We start from the raw sequence: 16620 nt of genomic DNA, 5'->3' as shown, positions 1-16620 counted from the left end.
GGGGCGTCAGGTGGTGCCCCGGCAAGAGGACGCGGTGATGTCGGATCTTCTCGAGGGAGCCTTGCAGGCACTCCGGCTCGTCTTCGGGCTGGACCCGGAGCTGATCGAGATCAGCCTGCGCTCGTTGCGTGTGACCCTGACCGCCCTGTTGGTCGCCTGCATGATTGCCCTGCCGCTGGGCGCTTACCTCGCCGTGCGTCGGTTCCGCCTGCGCCGCTTCGTGATCGCCGTGCTGAACGCGCTGATGGGGCTGCCGCCGGTGGTGGTCGGGTTGATCGTCTATGTCTTTCTCAGCCGGTCCGGACCGTTCGGCGTGTTCGGGCTGCTGTTCACTCCCACGGCGATGATCATCGCCCAGGTGGTCATTATCGTGCCGCTGATCGCGTCCATCGCGCATCAGGCGCTGCGCGAGCTGTGGTCGGATTATCACGACCTGCTGATTTCGATGAACGCAAGCCAGGGGCAGCGCATTCGCGCGCTGCTGTGGGACGGGCGTCGGGCGCTTTTGACCGCCGCTCTGGCGGGCTTTGGCCGGGGCATCGGCGAGGTCGGTGCGATCATGGTCGTCGGCGGCAATATCGACCACCACACCCGCGTGTTGACCACCGCCATCGCGCTGGAAACCGGCAAGGGTGACTTCGCCCTGGCGCTTGCGCTGGGCTTCATCCTGATCGCGATCGCCATCGGCGTGAACCTGGCGATCCACGTGCTGTCGGGCACGGAACGGGAGGGCCGGTGGTGAGCAATCTTTTCCCCCTCACTGTCGAAGGCGCGCTGACCCGGCGCCGGGGTCGGGTGCTGGTTGGCCCCGTCGATTTGCAGCTCGGCCCCGTCGGCACCACGATGGTGATCGGGCCGAACGGGGCGGGCAAGACCTCGCTTCTGCGCATGTTGCATGGGATCGCCCGGCTGGGCGCGGGGCGGATCGACTGGGCCTGTGATGAGCATGAGGCACAGCGACACCAGGCTTTCGTCTTTCAGCAACCGGTGATGATGCGGCGCACGGTGCAGGACAACCTGGCCTATCCGCTGCGCCTGATTGGTGTGAAACGGGTCGAGGCGCGTGCCCGGGCCGCAGCCTGGGCCGGACGTGTGGGCTTGGGGGGCATGCTGAACAGGCAGGCCACGGTTCTGTCCGGGGGCGAGCGTCAGAAGCTCGCCATCGCTCGCGCGCTCATTCGTGATCCGGAGCTTCTGTTCCTGGACGAACCCTGTTCGTCGCTGGATGGCCGCGCTACCCGCGAGATCGAGGACATCCTGAACGGTGTCGCCAAGGCTGGTACACGCATCATCATGTCCACCCATGACATGGGCCAGGCCCGCCGCTTGGGCACCGAGGTCGCCTTTCTTCTGCACGGCAAGGTGCATGAGTTCACCGCTGCCAAGAGCTTCTTCCAAGGGCCATCCACCGAGCAGGCCCGCGCCTTTCTGAATGGAGATATCGTCGAATGAAACGCCTGATCCTAGGGGCCGTTCTGGCCAGCTTGACCGCTACGGCCGCCTTCGCGGAGGAGATGAAACTCGCGGTGACCACGTCCTTCCACAACTCGGGCCTGTCCGACATCCTGGTTCCGCAGATCAAGGCCGACACCGGGATCGAGGTGCAGCTGCTGGTGGTCGGCACCGGCCAAGCCATTCGCCTGGGCGAAGCGGGCGACGTGGATGCGATCCTGGTGCATTCGCGCAAGGCCGAAGACGCGTTTCTGGCCGACGGCTACGGCACTCACCGGCGTGAGATCATGTACAACGATTTTGTCCTCATTGGCCCTTCAGATGATCCGGCCGGGATCGCGGGCGCAGAGAGTGCCGTCGTCGCCCTGGTGGCGATTGCCGAGGTGCAAGCCGATTTCGTCAGCCGCGGAGATGACAGCGGCACGCACAAAAAGGAACTCAGCCTTTGGGCTGCCGCCGGTGTTGCCCCGCAAGGCGACTGGTACAAAGCGGTCGGGGCGGGCATGGGCGCGTCCCTGAATACGGCTGCGGGCCTGGGCGCCTATATCATGTCGGACCGCGCGAGCTGGCTGAACTTCGCCAACAAGGCTGACCAGGCGCTGCTGTTTGCAGGCGACCCGGTGCTGTTCAACCAATATGCCTTTTTGCCGGTGAACCCGGAAAGGCACCCGCATGTGAAGGCAGAGCTGGCTGAGAAACTGGAGGCTTGGCTGGTGTCGGACAAGGCGAAGGACTTGATCAACGGTTACACGATCAATGGCGAGACCTTGTTCACCTTCAACGCGAAGTGACGCGACGGTTGCCGGGTGACCGCCCCAGCGCGGCTCCCACCCTGGCGAACGTCGCGTGGGCGGAGTTGTCGTGGCCTCCCACGCCGCCGCGCCGGGGCGGGTTAAGCGGGCAGGGGCCAGACTTTCATCGCGATTGTCTTGAACTGGGCTACCCCCATGGATCGACGCTCATTGCGCGATTTCGACCCTGGTTCTTCTAGGCGCGCGACGACCTTGTCGCGGGGGGCTTCCCAGATTTCCTGCACTTCGTAGGCACCCGACATGAGCACCAGAAGTACGGCGTCAAAGGGCTTGTCGATGTTGATAGACCCAACGCGGCCCCATGACTTGCCATTCTGCTTCCAGCGGCCCTTGATCTGGAGCCGTTCAACACCCTTTGCGGTCATGCGTTCGGCGTCATAGCCGGGGCTTCGGGCTTCCATCAGGTCGAGGCCCAACAGGCGTGCGGCCTCATATTCGGCGATTTCTCCGGTCACGCCCAGGGGGTTGCCGGTCTTGTTGTAGAACGCGACGGCGAGGGGTTTTACCTGGCTTAGAATGGCAGCAACCTGCGTGTCATCCGTGTCCAAGTCACTCCTCCTCGAACGGATCCCATTCGTCTTCGACCTCCTGCAGGGCCTCGGCGGCGGCTTCGGCCTCGATCTCGTCGGGGGTGCGGATCTCGTTGATCTTGGCGCCGGGGAAGGCGGCGATGACGGCCTGGACCAGCGGATGGTCCTGGGCTTGGGCCTTCAGCTCCAACAGGGCGCTGTCACGGGTTTCCGCGATGGTCAGCGCCTCGCAATCGTTGACCAGGGTCACCACCCAGCGCACGCCGGTCCAGCCGTGCAGGCGTTGTGCGAGCCGCGCGGCCAGGTCACGGGGGGCCTTGTCGGTGGGCGTGAACTCGATCCGACCGGGGGCGTAGTTTGCCAGGCGCACACCGCCCTCGACTTCGACCAGCAGCTTCACGTCGCGCGAGGCGCGGATGAGTTCGACCACGTCATCAAAGCGGGCATAGCTGGCCAGCGAGACCTCGGGCGCCTGGGCCAGGGCTGCGGCCTGACCGCCGCCCGCGTGCATCGTGGGGGCACCGGGGGGTGGCCCGTCCATGCCCATCGGTGCGCCACCTGCGTGGGGCGTGCCGCCGGGCGCGGGATGGCCGCCGCCACCGCCTCCGCCGCCGGGCAAGGGCGGGGGCACGGGGGCGTCTTTCAGGCGCTTGGCCAGTTCCTCGGGCGAGGGCAGTTCGGCCACATGGGTCAGGCGGATCACCGCCATCTCGGCGGCCATCATCGCGTTGGGCGCGCGGCCCACTTCGTCCAGAGCGGTCAGCAACATCTGCCACATGCGTGTCAGCGCGCGCATGCCCAGACCGTCGGCCATGGCCTTGCCGCGCAAGCGTTCGTCGGGCGAGACAGTGGGGTCGTCCACCGCTTCGGGCGTGATCTTGATGACGCTGATCCAATGGGTCACCTCGGCCAAGTCGCGCAGCACTGCCATCGGGTCGGCGCCGTCGGCATATTGCGCGCCCAGTTCAGCCAGGGCGCCCGCCGCATTGCCCTTCATGACGAGGTCGAACAGATCCAGCACCCGCCCACGGTCGGCCAGGCCCAACATGGCGCGCACCTGGTCGGCGGTCGTCTCGCCGGCACCGTGGGAAATGGCTTGGTCCAGCAGCGACTGCGCGTCACGGGCCGAACCTTCGGCCGCGCGGGTGATCAGCGCCAGGGCGTCATCGGCAATCTCGGCCCCTTCCGCACTGGCGATGCGTTTCAGCATGGCCAGCATGTCTTCGGGCTCGATCCGGCGCAGGTCGAAACGCTGGCAGCGCGACAGCACCGTCACGGGCACCTGGCGGATCTCGGTGGTGGCGAAGATGAACTTCACATGCGCGGGCGGTTCCTCAAGCGTTTTCAGGAGCGCGTTGAAGGCGCTCTTGGACAGCATGTGGACCTCATCGATGATGTAGATCTTGTAGCGGGCCGAGGCCGCGCGGTAGTGCACAGAATCGATGATCTCGCGAATGTCACCCACACCGGTGCGCGAGGCCGCGTCCATCTCCATCACGTCGACATGGCGACCTTCGGCAATCGCCACACAGTGTTCGCATTCCCCACAGGGTTCCACGGTGGGTCCGCCGGAGCCGTCCTTTCCAATACAGTTCATGCCCTTGGCGATGATCCGCGCGGTGGTCGTCTTGCCGACGCCGCGAATGCCGGTCATCACGAAGGCCTGGGCGATCCGGTCTGATTCAAAGGCGTTTTTCAGGGTGCGCACCATGGCGTCCTGACCCACCAGGTCGGCAAAGCTTTCGGGCCGGTACTTGCGGGCCAGAACCTGATAGGTCTTTTCGGTGCTTTCAGACATGGTGCCCCCTGCGGTCGGGCGTACAACTGCGCCCTGAATCGGTCCCGACCAACCTAAAGCCTTGCGGGTTCGCCCTGCAACAGGGAAGCGGGGCGGTTCAGCCCGCGCCTCCCGTCGGTTTTGCCGCCAGATGGGCGCGTAGCGAGATCTTGGCGTCGTCGATATGTGCCCGGGTCAGGGCGCAGGCCAGATCCGCGTCACCCGCCTCGCAAGCGTCGAGAATGGCCAAGTGTTCACGGTTGGCCTTTTCCATTCCGTCGGTCAGCAGCAACTGGGCGCGCAGGTAGCGATCCACCCGGTCCATCGCATTGTCGACCACGCCCAGGTGATAGGGCAGGGCGCAGGCCGAATAGAGCGCCCAGTGGAACTTGCGGTTCAACCCGCCCCATTGCATCGGATCTGGGGAGGCGGCGAACTCCTCGCAATAGGTGCGCGCCTCGGCCAGCAGTTCGGCGGACATTTGCGGCACGGCGCGGCGGATCACCTCGCCCTCGACCAGGGCGCGGAACTCGAAAATCTCGGTCGCTTCCTCGATCGACAACCCGGCCACCACGGCACCCTTGTAGCGCTGGGATTTCACCAGCCCCTGTTCCTCGAGCCGCGAAATCGCCTCGCGCACCGGAATGCGCGAAGTGTTGAAGAGCCGGGCGATTTCATCCTGCCTGAGCGGTTCGCCGTCCTGCAACTCACCTTCGATGATCGCCGTGCGCAACGCCTCGAACACCAGCGTCGCGGCGGAGGCTGTTTTCGCAATATCGACCGATTTCAGTTTCATGTGCCCTCTCCGATTGGCGCCAAGTTACCTGCAGTAAAGGGAAAATTGAAGCAAGTAAATTTTATATTGAATATTGGATCCAATATGCATTACCAGATTTGGAAGCCCCGCTCTTGGGGCCAAACAACCGATTCTCACCCGGGCCGCCCCGGGTCTGTCTCTGAAAAGGAGCCCCCTCATGAGCGCCGAGCGCATTGCGAACACGATCTTCTCGGGCACGATCCCGGCCCTGATGACCCCCTGCACCGCCGACCGGTCGCCGGACTATGACGCGTTGGTTAAGAAGGGACAGGAGCTGATCGCCGCAGGCATGTCCGCAGTGGTCTATTGCGGCTCGATGGGCGACTGGCCGCTGCTGACGGATGCCGAGCGCATGGAAGGCGTCGCGCGGCTGGTCGCTGCCGGGGTGCCGACCATCGTGGGCACCGGCGCGGTCAACTCCGCCACCGCGGTGGCCCATGCAGCCCATGCGCAAGAGGTTGGCGCGCAAGGTCTGATGGTCATTCCGCGCGTGTTGTCGCGCGGGCCGTCCATGACCGCGCAGCGCAATCACTTCAAGGCGATCCTGGCGGCCGCCCCCGACCTGCCTGCGGTGATCTACAACAGCCCCTACTATGGCTTCGCCACCCGCGCCGATCTGTTCTTTGCCCTGCGTGCCGACCATCCGAACCTGGTTGGTTTCAAGGAGTTCGGCGGCGCCGAGGAGCTGCGCTATGCGGCCGAGAACATTACCTCGGGCAACCCGGATGTGACCCTGATGATCGGTGTCGATACCACCGTCTTCCATGGTTTCGTGAACTGTGGTGCGGGCGGGGCGATCACTGGCATCGGTAACGCGTTGCCGCGTGAGGTGCTGCACCTGGTGGACCTGTGCCAGAAAGCGGCCGACGGCTGCGCCACTTCGCGCGCCCTGGCGCTGGAACTGGACGCGGCGCTGGCCGTGCTGTCCTCCTTCGATGAAGGCCCGGACCTCGTGCTCTATTACAAGCACCTGATGGTGCTGAACGGCGACGCGGAATATGCGCTGCATTTCAATGAAACCGACGCGCTGTCGGACAGCCAGAAGGCCTATGTCGAAAGCCAGTATGCCCTGTTCAAGACCTGGTATGCCGACTGGGCGGCGCAGGCGTGAGGGGCGGGCAGATGGAGTATCGCAATCTCATCGCCGGGGACTGGGTCGCGGCGGGCGCCGGTGTGCCCAATGTGAACCCCTCCGACATCTCGGACATCCTGGGCCACGCGGCCCAGGCGGGCGAGGCAGAGCTGGACGCCGCCATTGCCGCTGCGCATGACGCAGCGCCCGGATGGGCGGCCTCCACCCCGCAACAACGGTTCGACGTGCTGGACTTCATCGGCACCGAACTGCTGGCGCGGCGGGATGAACTGGGCCACCTGCTGGCCCGGGAAGAGGGCAAGACCCTGCCCGAAGGCGTGGGCGAGGTCGCCCGCGCGGGCCAGATTTTCAAGTTCTTCGCGGGCGAGGCGCTGCGCCAGACCGGGGACATCCTGCCCTCGGTGCGCCCCGGTATCGGGGTCGAGGTCACACGCGGCCCCGTCGGCGTGGTCGGGTTGATCACGCCCTGGAACTTCCCCATCGCCATCCCGGCTTGGAAGGTCGCCCCTGCGCTCGCCCATGGCAACGCCGTGGTCTTGAAACCCGCCGAACTGGTGCCCGGCTGCGCCCATGCCCTGGCCGAGATCATCTCGCGCTCCGGCCTACCTGCCGGTGTGTTCAACCTGGTGCTGGGTCGCGGCTCGCAGTTGGGGCCGCAGCTGATCGCTGACCCGCGCGTGAACGCCATTTCCTTCACCGGTTCGGTGCCTACCGGACGCGGCATCGCCGGCGAGTGTGGCGCACGGATGAAGAAGGTGCAGCTGGAGATGGGCGGCAAGAACCCGATGGTGGTTTTGGACGATGCCGACCTGGACATTGCGGTCGAGGCCTGTCTGAACGGCGCCTTCTTCTCGACCGGGCAGCGCTGCACTGCCAGTTCGCGTCTGATCGTGACCGAGGGGATCCATGATCGCTTCGTTGCGGCGCTGACCGAGCGGATGCAGGCGCTGAGAGTCGGTCACGCGCTGGAGGCAGGTACGCAGATCGGCCCGGTGGTCGATGCGCGCCAGTTGGACCAGGACCTGGACTATGTGCGCATTGCCCGCGAGGAGGGCGGCGAGGTGATCGGTGGCGTGCGTCTGGAACGCCCGACCGAAGGCTTCTTCATGGCCCCTGCGCTGGTCACCGGCACCACCGCCGACATGCGCATCAACCGCGAAGAGGTCTTCGGCCCCGTCGCCAGCGTGCTCCGTGTGGCCGACTATGACGAAGCCCTGGCGGCGGCGAATGACACCGAGTTCGGCCTGTCGGCCGGCATCTGTACGCAGTCCCTGAAACACGCGACCCATTTCAAAGCCCATTCCCAGGCGGGCATGGTGATGGTGAACCTGCCCACGGCGGGCGTGGATTACCACGTGCCCTTCGGGGGCACCAAAGGGTCGAGCTTCGGGTCGCGCGAACAGGGGCGCCATGCGGCCGAGTTCTACACCACCGTCAAGACCGCCTATACGGGGGCGTAGGGTGGCCGAAGTCATCGTCATTGGCGCAGGCGTGGTCGGAATCTCGTCCGCGCTTGCCATCCAGGCGCGGGGGCATCAGGTCACCGTGCTGGACCGCGCGGGTGTGGCGGCGGAGGCATCCTCGGGAAACGCGGGCGCGCTGGCTTTCGCGGATATCGAGCCGCTCGCCACACCCGGCATCCTGCGCCAGGCACCGAAATGGTTGCTGGACCCGCTGGGGCCGCTGTCGGTCCCGCCGGGATATGCACCACGCCTGACCCCCTGGCTCTGGCGGTTCTGGCGCGCCAGCCGCCCCGCGGCGTATCGTGCGGGCACAGCGGCGCAGGCGGCCTTGATGGATCTGTCGCGTGCGGCCTTCGACCGGCAGGTGGCCGATGTGGGCGGGCAAGGGTTTGTCCGGCTCGAAGGGCAATTGCAGCTTTACGAGGGCGAAGGTCAGTTCCGCGCCAGCCTGCTGGGGTGGGAACTGCGCCGCGCCCATGGCGTCGATTTTCGCCTGCTGGAAAGCGCCGAGGAAATCGCCGCGCTGCAACCCGGCATCCATCAGCGTTTCACTCACGCGGGCTTTACGCCCGGTTGGATCAACCTCACCGACCCGAAGCTCTGGGTCGAACACCTGGCGGCGCGCTTCACCGAACGGGGCGGGCGGATCGAACGGGCCGAGGTCGTGTCCATCACCCCTGGCGCGCGGATCATGGTCGAGGCGGGCGAGCTGCGCGAAGCCGATCACGTGGTCCTGGCCGGTGGCGCCTGGTCGCGGCGGCTGGCGGCCGCGCTGGGCGACCCGGTGCCCTTGGAGACCGAGCGCGGTTACAACACCACCCTGCCGATGGGCGCCTTCGACCTGCGCACGCAGCTGACCTTCGGCGGGCATGGCTTTGTCGTCACCCGGATCGGTGAACGGATCAGGGTTGGTGGCGCGGTAGAGCTGGCCGGGCTGAAACGCCCGCCCAACTACGCCCGGGCCGATGTGCTGCTGAAGAAGGCCAAGGACTTCCTGCCCGGGCTCAACGCCGAGGGCGGTGCGCGCTGGATGGGGTTCCGCCCCTCCATGCCCGACAGCCTGCCGGTGATCGGCCCGGCCAGCGCGGATGCACGTGTGACCTATGCCTTCGGTCACGGCCACCTGGGTCTGACCCAGGCCGCGGGCACCGCCGAGATCGTCGCCGACCTGGTCACCGGGCAGGCTCCGGCCATCGACACCTCCCCCTATCAAGCCACCCGTTTCTGAGGCGCCCATGACCCAACACACGTTTCAATGCATCGACGGCCACACCTGCGGCAACCCCGTGCGGGTTGTCACCGGCGGCGCGCCGATGCTGGAGGGCGCCACCATGCTGGAGCGCCGCGCGCATTTCCTGGCGGAGTTCGACTGGATTCGCACCGGGCTGATGTTCGAGCCGCGCGGGCATGACCAGATGTCGGGCTCGATCCTCTACCCGCCGACGCGGGAGGATTGCGATGTGGGCGTGCTCTATATCGAGACGTCCGGCTGCCTGCCGATGTGCGGTCATGGCACGATCGGCACGGTGACCACCGCGATCGAACATGGGCTGGTTACGCCGCGCACGCCCGGGGTGCTGCGCCTGGACACACCCGCCGGTCTGGTGGTGGCTGAATACCGGCAGGAGGGACGGTTCGTTGAAGAGGTACGGCTGACCAATGTGCCCTCCTTCCTCTATGAAACCGGCCTGACGGCGGAGGTTGACGGCCTGGGCGAGGTCACCGTGGACGTGGCCTATGGCGGCAATTTCTATGCCATTGTCGAGCCACAGGAGGCCTTCCGCGATATGGCCGACCACGCGGCGACCCAACTGGTTGGCTGGTCGCCAAAACTGCGCGCGGCCCTGAATGCGAAATACGATTTCATCCACCCGGAAAAGCCCGAGATCACCGGGCTCAGTCATATCCTCTGGACTGGCGTCCCGGTACAGGCAGGGGCCACCGCCCGTAATGCGGTCTTCTACGGCGACAAGGCCATCGACCGGTCGCCCTGCGGCACCGGCACCTCGGCGCGCATGGCGCAATGGGCGGCTACGGGCAGGCTTGGCGTGGGCGATAGCTTCGTGCATGAAAGCATCATCGGGTCGCTGTTTCATGGCCGGGTCGCGGCCACGGCCCGCGTGGGTGACCGCGACGCCATCATACCGTCCATCGGCGGCTGGGCCCGGGTGACCGGGTTCAACACCATCTTCATCGACCCGCGCGACCCCTATGCACACGGGTTCGTGGTTACCTGAGTAGGCAGAAAGGATCAGCCATGCGCACATCGAAAGTGATCCACGTGGTCTCGGCCCATGCCGAGGGCGAGGTGGGCGATGTCATCGTCGGCGGTGTCGCGCCCCCGCCGGGCGATACGGTCTGGGAGCAGCGCGCCTGGATCGCCCGGGACGAGACCCTGCGCAATTTCGTGCTGAACGAGCCGCGCGGCGGCGTGTTTCGCCACGTGAACCTGCTGGTGCCGCCGAAACACCCCGAGGCCGATGCGGCCTGGATCATAATGGAGCCGGAGGATACTCCACCCATGTCCGGGTCGAACTCGATCTGTGTCTCGACCGTGCTTCTGGACAGCGGCATCCTGCCCATGTCGGAACCGGTAACGGAGCTGGTGCTGGAAGCGCCCGGCGGGCTGGTGCGGGTCAAGGCCGACTGCGAGGGCGGCAAGGCCAAGCGTATCACCGTGCAGAACCTGCCATCGTTTGCGCAGCATCTGGACGCAAAGCTGGAGGTCGAAGGGCTCGGCACTTTGACCGTCGACACGGCCTTCGGTGGGGACAGTTTCGTGCTGGTGGATGCGCCTGCGCTGGGTTTCTCCATCGCGCCGGACGAGGCGGGGGACATCGCCCGGCTGGGGGTGAAAATCACCAATGCCGCCAATGAGCAGCTGGGGTTCAGCCACCCCACGAACCCGGACTGGACGCACATCAGCTTCTGCAACTTCGTGACCCCGGTTGTGGACGGACAGGCGCGGTCGGCCGTGGCGATCCAGCCCGGCAAGATTGACCGTTCGCCCTGCGGCACCGGCGTGTCGGCCCGCATGGCGGTGCTGGCGACGAAGGGGCTGATGGGGGAGGGGGACGCGATCTCCACCCGCTCGATCATCGACGGCGAATTCACCGGGCGCATTGCCGGGCTGACTGACCTGAACGGCACCTCCGCGATCATTCCCGAGATTTCGGGCCGTGCCTGGATCACCGGCACGCATCAGCACATGCTGGACCCGGAGGACCCATGGCCGGGCGGCTACCGCCTGACGGATACCTGGGGGGCACGCTGAGTGCCTGACGATTTCGCGATCCACCAGCTGCCCGCCGGCGGGGGCTGGCTTGGCATCTGTCCTCTGCCGCGGGCGGGCGACATGGCGGAGCTCATGGACTGGGCGCCGGACCTTGTGCTGTCGATGACCGAGATGGATGAGATGGTGCAGCTGGGCGCCGGGGGACTGGGTGAGGCCCTGGAACAGGCCGGGATCGCCTGGCACCACTTGCCGATCCGCGACTTCGGCGCGCCACCAGTGGAGGTGCAGGCGGTCTGGCCTGCCGTTTCCGCCCAAGCGCGGGCTATCCTCGCGGGCGGTGGCAAGGTGCTGGCCCATTGTCGCGGTGGCTGTGGCCGGTCTGGCATGGTGCTTCTGCGGCTGATGGTCGAGCTGGGGGAGGTGCCGGAGGCGGCTTTGACCCGGCTGCGCAGAGTGCGCCCCTGTGCGGTTGAAACCGAAGGGCAACGCGCCTGGGCCGAACAAGGTTTGATCTAGGCGGGATCGCGCCCGCAGGGCGCGCGCCCCTGTAGCAAAATTATTCAAATAGTTTTCGCGGACGCGGAGGAGGCCGCCCTTCGTGCGGGGGCCGCGTCGGGTTGGCAAGGGGCTACGCCGCCTCGGACGCGATCCGCGCGAGAATATCCATTGCGACCGCCTCACGCCCCTCGGGCACGAAGAGGTGGTCGTGGAAGAAGCCCGAGACAGGGTTCACCCCCATGCCATGGCGTGCCAGTTCACTTGCGATACGGGCGATGAAGCCGACCGCCTCCAGCGAAGAATGCACGTCCAGCGTGATCATGCGGCAGGGAAACTCGCAGGCCAGCCCGTGCGCCTCGGCCTCGGATTTCAAGCAGATGAGCGTCGTGCCCTCGTCCTCCTGAAACACCATGCGCGGGGCCAGGCCAGCGGGCAGGCGCCCGTCGGGCAGGGTGACGAAGACATAGGTGCCTTCGACCAACTGGGCCGATAGGGTGGCAAGAAGCGCGTTCAGATCGGTTTCGCCGGACATGGGGGCTCCTGTGAAGGGTGGAACATCACGAACTCATAACACCATTGGGAGGGCTTGCCGTTTTTAGTTGAGTATCGCAGGCGACCCTGGCCCTAGTCCCGCACAGCAGATGCAGATGGATACGCTCGGATTGGTCCCGTGTTACATTGCCTTATGTGCTTCCAGAAACGAGTTGAAAACCCCAGGAAAATCAAACTGTATCGGCTCACTTCGATAGAACTCTCTCAGCTTCGCTGTTTCGGGACAGTCCATCAAATACGAACACAGCCGCTGTCGAAATTTCCACGGCTTGGCTTTGGCTGGTAAGCGTGAAAGCCAGTGTTTGTTGGGCCGCCCAACCGGGCATTCAGGGGCAAGCGATCTACCGGAAGGCAACGGGTTCCGCGAAAGGACATCAATAAAATGATCGAGTTCCTGAGGCATCGCAAATCGCAGATCAACGCCATCGAAGTGAACTTCCAGCAGGCACCATAGCTTCCTTTGAGACAGGAATGGATGTTGAACGGACTTCGGTCTCATTCTCTGCCCGCTGATATTGGTCTGCTTCACCCACCCGATCCATTTTGCTCCAGCACGTCCACTGACTGGAGTTTCTGGAAAGCTCTCGTGATATGTCAATTTGGCTGATTTCATATCTTGGTCGTCCGCTATGGCGTACTTGGTGTGATGCCTGACCCAACTGGTCAACTGAGGATTAAAGTGGCCATTTGCCTCAACAGGCCGATGTGGGTCTGTACCAACGGAGGCGGTTGGTCAGGGGACGGGTGACACCCCCGAACTGAAACGCCCGCCAGTGACCCGGCGGGCGCGGGGTTTCAACGCCCCTTGCGCTTGTGGGACTGTTTCACCACGCCCTTGACCATCTTGGCGAAGGCTCTGCCCTTGGCGCGGTTCTCGGCGATGGTCTCAGAGTTGCGATTGTCCTCGGCCAGCAGTTTGCGCCAGCGTTCCAGCCGCTCGGGGTCGAGCGAGCCGTCTTCCAGCGCCGCCTTCACGGCGCAGCCCGGTTCGGTCTCATGCGCGCAGTCCGAGAACTTGCAGTTCGTCGCCAGCTCCAGGATGTCGGCATACAGCACCTCGATCCCCTCGCTGCTTTCCTCAAGCCGCAGCGCACGCATACCCGGCGTGTCGATGATCCAACCGCCGTTCGCCATGGGTTTGAGCGTGCGCGAGGTGGTCACGTGACGGCCCTTGGCGTCATCCTCGCGGATCGCGCCGGTGGCGGCATCGCCGCCGGTCAGCCCATTGGTGAGCGTGGTCTTGCCCACGCCGGAACTGCCCAAGAGGGCGGCGGTCTGGCCGGGCTTGACCCAATCGGCCAGCATGGCCACGTCGCTTTCGTCCTTGGCGTTGACCAACAGAACGGTCAACATCGGGTCCAGTGTCCGCGCCTCGCGTTCGTAGTCACCGGGGTCCTCGCAGAGGTCCGGCTTGGTCAGCACCAGCACCGGCCAGGCGCCTGCGTCATGGGCCAGGGCCAGGTAGCGCTCCAGTCGCGCGACATTGAAATCTGCGTTGCAGCTCGACACGATGAACAGCGTGTCCACATTGGCCGCGATCAGCTGCACCTTGGCCTCGCGCCCGGCGGCGCGGCGGTGCAGCAGGGTTTGCCGGTCCAGAAGCGCGTGAACGTGGTCCTGGTCGTTGGCCAGCACCCAGTCGCCCACGGCGAAATCGCCGGTCGAGGCGCCCGGGGTCAGAAGCGTGTGCGGCCCATCGGGGCCTAATGCGATGAGGCGGTCGTAATGCACCTCGCTGATACGCAGCGGGGTCAGGTCGGTGGGGTCATATTCCGCGAATTGCGCGGCGAAATGGGAGGACCATCCAAGGTCGGAAAGAGTCAGGGTCATTGCTCTGCCTGTCTTGCAAGTAAATCGACACCGCCCGCGCGCTCGCGGCGGGGGTGGGAAGGGTTCAGGCAGGTAATGGGTCTATCCCGTCAGAAACGGCCTGCCCGAAGGGCGGTTGCAACAGTCATCAATGGCCCTCCGTGGTTTGGCGTGGGGCGGGTGGCCCCGGTTTCTGGGTGCGCGGTGAGCCAGAAGGCTCTCGTTGAATTCTTTGAATTCAACTGCCGCCCGACGTGCATGTGCTGTGCACATGCACTTGGGTGAGAGGTTGGACATCGACCCAAGCGGGGCTCGTTGTGGCTGCTACCTTCCGGTCCTGACCAGGTTGGCGAGGCGCTTGCCCGCGCCAACCCCTCGCGCCCGATATAGGCTGGGTTTGCACGGGATGCAAGACGCTGTGGGGGTCAGAAGGTCAGGCGGAACTGCTGAAAGCCGCTGGGCAGGCTGGCGCGCGGAGACAGGTGCGGGCCCGTGCCCATGGCCGCCACCTCATCGACCAGAGAGAGGGCGCGTGGGCTGCAGTCGAGGGTTGCCGTGGTGCCCGGCGGTGCCACCAACTGCCAGTGAAGCTCGGGCGTATGATCCGCGACCGGTGTCTCGCGCACATGATCGCGCAGGATATCGCGAATGCAATCCCCCGCACCCAGGACCTGCTCGGCCTCGGGCGGGATCGGATAGCGCCCGCCACCGCTGGCGCGAAATCCGTTGGTGACCAGCAGAAACTCCGCCTTGTCATGCAGCGGTTTGCCGTCGTGGTGCAGATCCTGTACCCGCCCCGGTCCCGGCGCTTGGCGGATCCGCGCCCCACGAGGTGTGTAGAGCGCGGGCTGGGTAAGGTCGATTCGGTAATCCAGACCCAGAACGGTCTCATACAGGTAGCAGGGGGTGGAGGGGGCGATCACCGGTTCGTCCCGCCGGGTCAGGTCGAGCCGATTGAACACGGAGGCCGCGCGCTCCAGCCAATCACGCATCATGGCACCGGTGACTTTCAGGGCCACCAGATCGTTGGGGTAGAGGTAAAGATCAGATATGGCGCGCAGAGTCAGCTCGCCCGCAGGTACATCCGTGTAGTGATCCGGCCCGCCGATCCCTCCGCATTTGAGTGCGGACGCCGACGAGAGGATCGGCAGTTCCGCATATGGTGTGCCTGTCAGCACGCGTGCGGCGAAATCGCGCTGTGCCCGTTGCACCAGCTGCACCGCCGCATTGGGCGCGATCAATGAGAAATAGCTGTGCAGGCGTCGGTCGCTGTGCCCCACGGGTGTGCGCACATAGGCCAGCGTGCGCTGGTGGTCAGTGGCAAGCCTGTCTGAAATCCCCACGTCTTCCGGCGCGGCAGCGTGGGCCTTGCCGTCGGAATCCCGGTCAAAGACCGCACGGAGTGCGACCTTGTCGGAGGCCACGGACCAGCGTTCGCCATCATGGGTCAGATCCAGGTCGATGACCCCCAGGTGCGAGCCCCAGAAGCCGGGAACGGCCACAGGCACATTGTTGATATGGCCGCTCTCGGGTGACAGCTCCGGTATATGCGAAGCGGAGATCCCGCCCGGAAAGATCTGATGTGCATGTCCGCCGATGATCGCGTCGATCCCGGGCACACGCGACAGAGGGATCAGCGCGTTTTCCAGGCCCGGGTGATGGTCTGCCTCGCCGATACCGGTATGGGCCAGCAGCAGCACGATATCGGCACCTTGGGCGCGCAGCGTGGGTACGACCCTTTGGGCGGCGGCCACCATATCCTCGGTGCGCGGCAGGGTCTTGAGCGTGCGGCGTGGCCGGATCGACTGTGGTGGAAGAAGGCCCGTGATACCAACGCGCAAGGGGCGCAGCGTGCCGGTCTGATCCGGCAACGTGCGGGTCAGGATCGTGTGCGGTGGCAGGAAAGTGGCGTCCGCGCCCGGCCGGTCGACATTGGCCAGGACGAAGGGGAACCGCGCCTGGTCGAGGATCTGCTCCAGCCGCGTGAAACCCTGGTCGAAATCGTGATTGCCCAAGGTGGCCGCGTCATATTTCAGCCGGTTCATGACCGAGATCATCGGGTGCGGTGTGGTCGGATCTGTTCCCGGCGCCTCCATCCGCTGGGCAAATTCGTCATCCATGGGTGTGCCGGTGAGAAAGTCGCCATTGTCGACCAACAGGCAGTTTTCGGCCCCAACTTCAGCCCGGGCGGCATGGATCAGGCTGGCGGTCCGTGCTAGTCCACGGGTCTGGGACACCGTATCGGTGAAGTAGTCGTAGGGCAGGATATGCATGTGCAGATCGGTTGTCGCGAGGATGCGCAACCGTGCCCGTGCTGATCCAATGGCGCCCTCAGCGCGAACTGCCTTGTCCAATTGGTGTATCCCGCATTGTCAGCCCCGAGCCATGACCCGGGGTCACTGTCCTTCCCGTTAACGCGGAAACTCTATCCTGTGGATAACCTTTTCGCCATACTGGGCGAGCAATTTTCCAAACATTCACGTTAAAGTTGAATTCTGGTGCAATCTACCTGGCGCAATCTGGAGGCCACCTTCCGCCCTCAAGCGTGCGGTTTACCTTTGTCCTCGGATCGCTAGTCTGCG

The 16620-nt window shown here is 65.2% G+C and carries 16 protein-coding genes and 1 other RNA gene; 9 read left to right on the top strand and 8 right to left on the bottom strand.

Annotated features, from left to right (window positions below):
• The first annotated feature begins 37 nt into the window (after positions 1-37).
• Genes ACO07D_RS02935 through ACO07D_RS02925 form a run of 3 tightly spaced genes read left to right on the top strand, consistent with a single transcriptional unit; the run spans position 38 to position 2243 of the window.
• A complete protein-coding gene (locus ACO07D_RS02935) occupies positions 38-742 on the top strand; it encodes an ABC transporter permease (RefSeq protein ID WP_421701452.1) in 705 nt (234 codons plus the stop codon).
• Positions 739-1452, top strand: a complete 714-nt coding sequence (locus tag ACO07D_RS02930; protein WP_421701451.1) for an ATP-binding cassette domain-containing protein — start codon at positions 739-741, stop codon at positions 1450-1452. Before ACO07D_RS02935 ends, ACO07D_RS02930 begins: the two co-directional genes overlap by 4 nt.
• Positions 1449-2243 carry a substrate-binding domain-containing protein gene (locus ACO07D_RS02925; RefSeq protein ID WP_421701450.1) on the top strand — a complete coding sequence of 265 codons (795 nt, stop codon included), beginning with the start codon at positions 1449-1451 and terminating at the stop codon, positions 2241-2243. Before ACO07D_RS02930 ends, ACO07D_RS02925 begins: the two co-directional genes overlap by 4 nt.
• A gap of 101 nt (positions 2244-2344) precedes the next feature.
• Here the strand turns inward: ACO07D_RS02925 and ACO07D_RS02920 are convergent, their stop codons facing one another.
• The 3 genes from ACO07D_RS02920 to ACO07D_RS02910 form a co-directional block, all read right to left on the bottom strand.
• On the bottom strand, positions 2345-2812 hold the full coding sequence (locus tag ACO07D_RS02920; protein ID WP_421701449.1) for a DUF6998 domain-containing protein: 468 nt from the start codon (positions 2810-2812) through the stop codon (positions 2345-2347).
• 1 nt (position 2813) lies between these two features.
• Positions 2814-4592, bottom strand: coding sequence for a DNA polymerase III subunit gamma/tau (locus ACO07D_RS02915; RefSeq protein ID WP_421701448.1), 1779 nt, complete (start codon positions 4590-4592; stop codon positions 2814-2816).
• A gap of 97 nt (positions 4593-4689) precedes the next feature.
• Entirely contained in the window at positions 4690-5367 is a 678-nt protein-coding gene (locus ACO07D_RS02910) for a GntR family transcriptional regulator (protein ID WP_421701447.1), read from the bottom strand.
• 178 nt (positions 5368-5545) lie between these two features.
• Between ACO07D_RS02910 and ACO07D_RS02905 the strand changes: the two genes are divergently transcribed.
• The 6 genes from ACO07D_RS02905 to ACO07D_RS02880 are packed head-to-tail and all read left to right on the top strand — an operon-like array spanning position 5546 to position 11695.
• On the top strand, positions 5546-6499 hold the full coding sequence (locus tag ACO07D_RS02905; protein WP_421701446.1) for a dihydrodipicolinate synthase family protein: 954 nt from the start codon (positions 5546-5548) through the stop codon (positions 6497-6499).
• A gap of 11 nt (positions 6500-6510) precedes the next feature.
• Complete coding sequence (locus ACO07D_RS02900) at positions 6511-7941, top strand: aldehyde dehydrogenase family protein (RefSeq protein ID WP_421701445.1); 1431 nt, start codon at positions 6511-6513, stop codon at positions 7939-7941.
• Positions 7892-9172, top strand: a complete 1281-nt coding sequence (locus ACO07D_RS02895) for an NAD(P)/FAD-dependent oxidoreductase (RefSeq protein WP_421701444.1) — start codon at positions 7892-7894, stop codon at positions 9170-9172. The genes ACO07D_RS02900 and ACO07D_RS02895 overlap by 50 nt, the downstream gene beginning before the upstream one ends.
• 7 nt (positions 9173-9179) lie before the next feature.
• Positions 9180-10181, top strand: coding sequence for a 4-hydroxyproline epimerase (locus ACO07D_RS02890; RefSeq protein ID WP_421701443.1), 1002 nt, complete (start codon positions 9180-9182; stop codon positions 10179-10181).
• Positions 10182-10201: 20 nt separating this feature from the next.
• Positions 10202-11218, top strand: a complete 1017-nt coding sequence (locus ACO07D_RS02885; protein ID WP_421701442.1) for a trans-3-hydroxy-L-proline dehydratase — start codon at positions 10202-10204, stop codon at positions 11216-11218.
• Positions 11219-11695, top strand: coding sequence for a protein phosphatase (locus ACO07D_RS02880; protein WP_421701441.1), 477 nt, complete (start codon positions 11219-11221; stop codon positions 11693-11695).
• A 112-nt stretch (positions 11696-11807) separates the two neighbouring features.
• On the opposite strand, the gene ACO07D_RS02875 is transcribed toward ACO07D_RS02880, so the two are convergent.
• From ACO07D_RS02875 to ACO07D_RS02855, 5 genes are all read right to left on the bottom strand, one after another.
• Positions 11808-12209: an ACT domain-containing protein gene (locus ACO07D_RS02875; protein ID WP_421701440.1), complete on the bottom strand. Its 402-nt coding sequence runs from the start codon at positions 12207-12209 to the stop codon at positions 11808-11810.
• 141 nt (positions 12210-12350) lie between these two features.
• Positions 12351-12842, bottom strand: coding sequence for a hypothetical protein (locus ACO07D_RS02870; RefSeq protein WP_421701439.1), 492 nt, complete (start codon positions 12840-12842; stop codon positions 12351-12353).
• Positions 12843-13024: 182 nt separating this feature from the next.
• Positions 13025-14059, bottom strand: a complete 1035-nt coding sequence (gene rsgA, locus ACO07D_RS02865; protein WP_421701438.1) for a ribosome small subunit-dependent GTPase A — start codon at positions 14057-14059, stop codon at positions 13025-13027.
• A 258-nt stretch (positions 14060-14317) separates the two neighbouring features.
• Positions 14318-14416, bottom strand: an RNA gene (gene ffs / locus ACO07D_RS02860) — signal recognition particle sRNA small type.
• A gap of 47 nt (positions 14417-14463) precedes the next feature.
• A complete protein-coding gene (locus tag ACO07D_RS02855; protein ID WP_421701437.1) occupies positions 14464-16392 on the bottom strand; it encodes a bifunctional 2',3'-cyclic-nucleotide 2'-phosphodiesterase/3'-nucleotidase in 1929 nt (642 codons plus the stop codon).
• Between the last annotated feature and the right edge of the window lie 228 nt (positions 16393-16620).

It is taken from the genome of Aliiroseovarius sp. (assembly GCF_965228805.1).
In the GTDB taxonomy this organism is placed as follows: Bacteria; Pseudomonadota; Alphaproteobacteria; order Rhodobacterales; family Rhodobacteraceae; genus JASBTN01.
The sequence above is the reverse complement of the archived record's forward strand: the minus strand, read 5'-3'. Positions and strand labels throughout refer to the sequence as shown.

Bases quoted from the DNA above. Each gene is read 5' to 3' on its own strand.
- ACO07D_RS02935 (WP_421701452.1), top strand. From the start codon at position 38: ATGTCGGATCTTCTCGAGGGAGCCTTGCAGGCACTCCGGCTCGTCTTC.
- ACO07D_RS02925 (WP_421701450.1), top strand. From the start codon at position 1,449: ATGAAACGCCTGATCCTAGGGGCCGTTCTGGCCAGCTTGACCGCTACG.
- ACO07D_RS02915 (WP_421701448.1), bottom strand. From the start codon at position 4,592: ATGTCTGAAAGCACCGAAAAGACCTATCAGGTTCTGGCCCGCAAGTAC.
- ACO07D_RS02910 (WP_421701447.1), bottom strand. From the start codon at position 5,367: ATGAAACTGAAATCGGTCGATATTGCGAAAACAGCCTCCGCCGCGACG.
- ACO07D_RS02905 (WP_421701446.1), top strand. From the start codon at position 5,546: ATGAGCGCCGAGCGCATTGCGAACACGATCTTCTCGGGCACGATCCCG.
- ACO07D_RS02900 (WP_421701445.1), top strand. From the start codon at position 6,511: ATGGAGTATCGCAATCTCATCGCCGGGGACTGGGTCGCGGCGGGCGCC.
- ACO07D_RS02895 (WP_421701444.1), top strand. From the start codon at position 7,892: ATGCGGCCGAGTTCTACACCACCGTCAAGACCGCCTATACGGGGGCGT.
- ACO07D_RS02890 (WP_421701443.1), top strand. From the start codon at position 9,180: ATGACCCAACACACGTTTCAATGCATCGACGGCCACACCTGCGGCAAC.
- ACO07D_RS02885 (WP_421701442.1), top strand. From the start codon at position 10,202: ATGCGCACATCGAAAGTGATCCACGTGGTCTCGGCCCATGCCGAGGGC.
- ACO07D_RS02875 (WP_421701440.1), bottom strand. From the start codon at position 12,209: ATGTCCGGCGAAACCGATCTGAACGCGCTTCTTGCCACCCTATCGGCC.
- ACO07D_RS02870 (WP_421701439.1), bottom strand. From the start codon at position 12,842: ATGAAATCAGCCAAATTGACATATCACGAGAGCTTTCCAGAAACTCCA.
- rsgA (WP_421701438.1), bottom strand. From the start codon at position 14,059: ATGACCCTGACTCTTTCCGACCTTGGATGGTCCTCCCATTTCGCCGCG.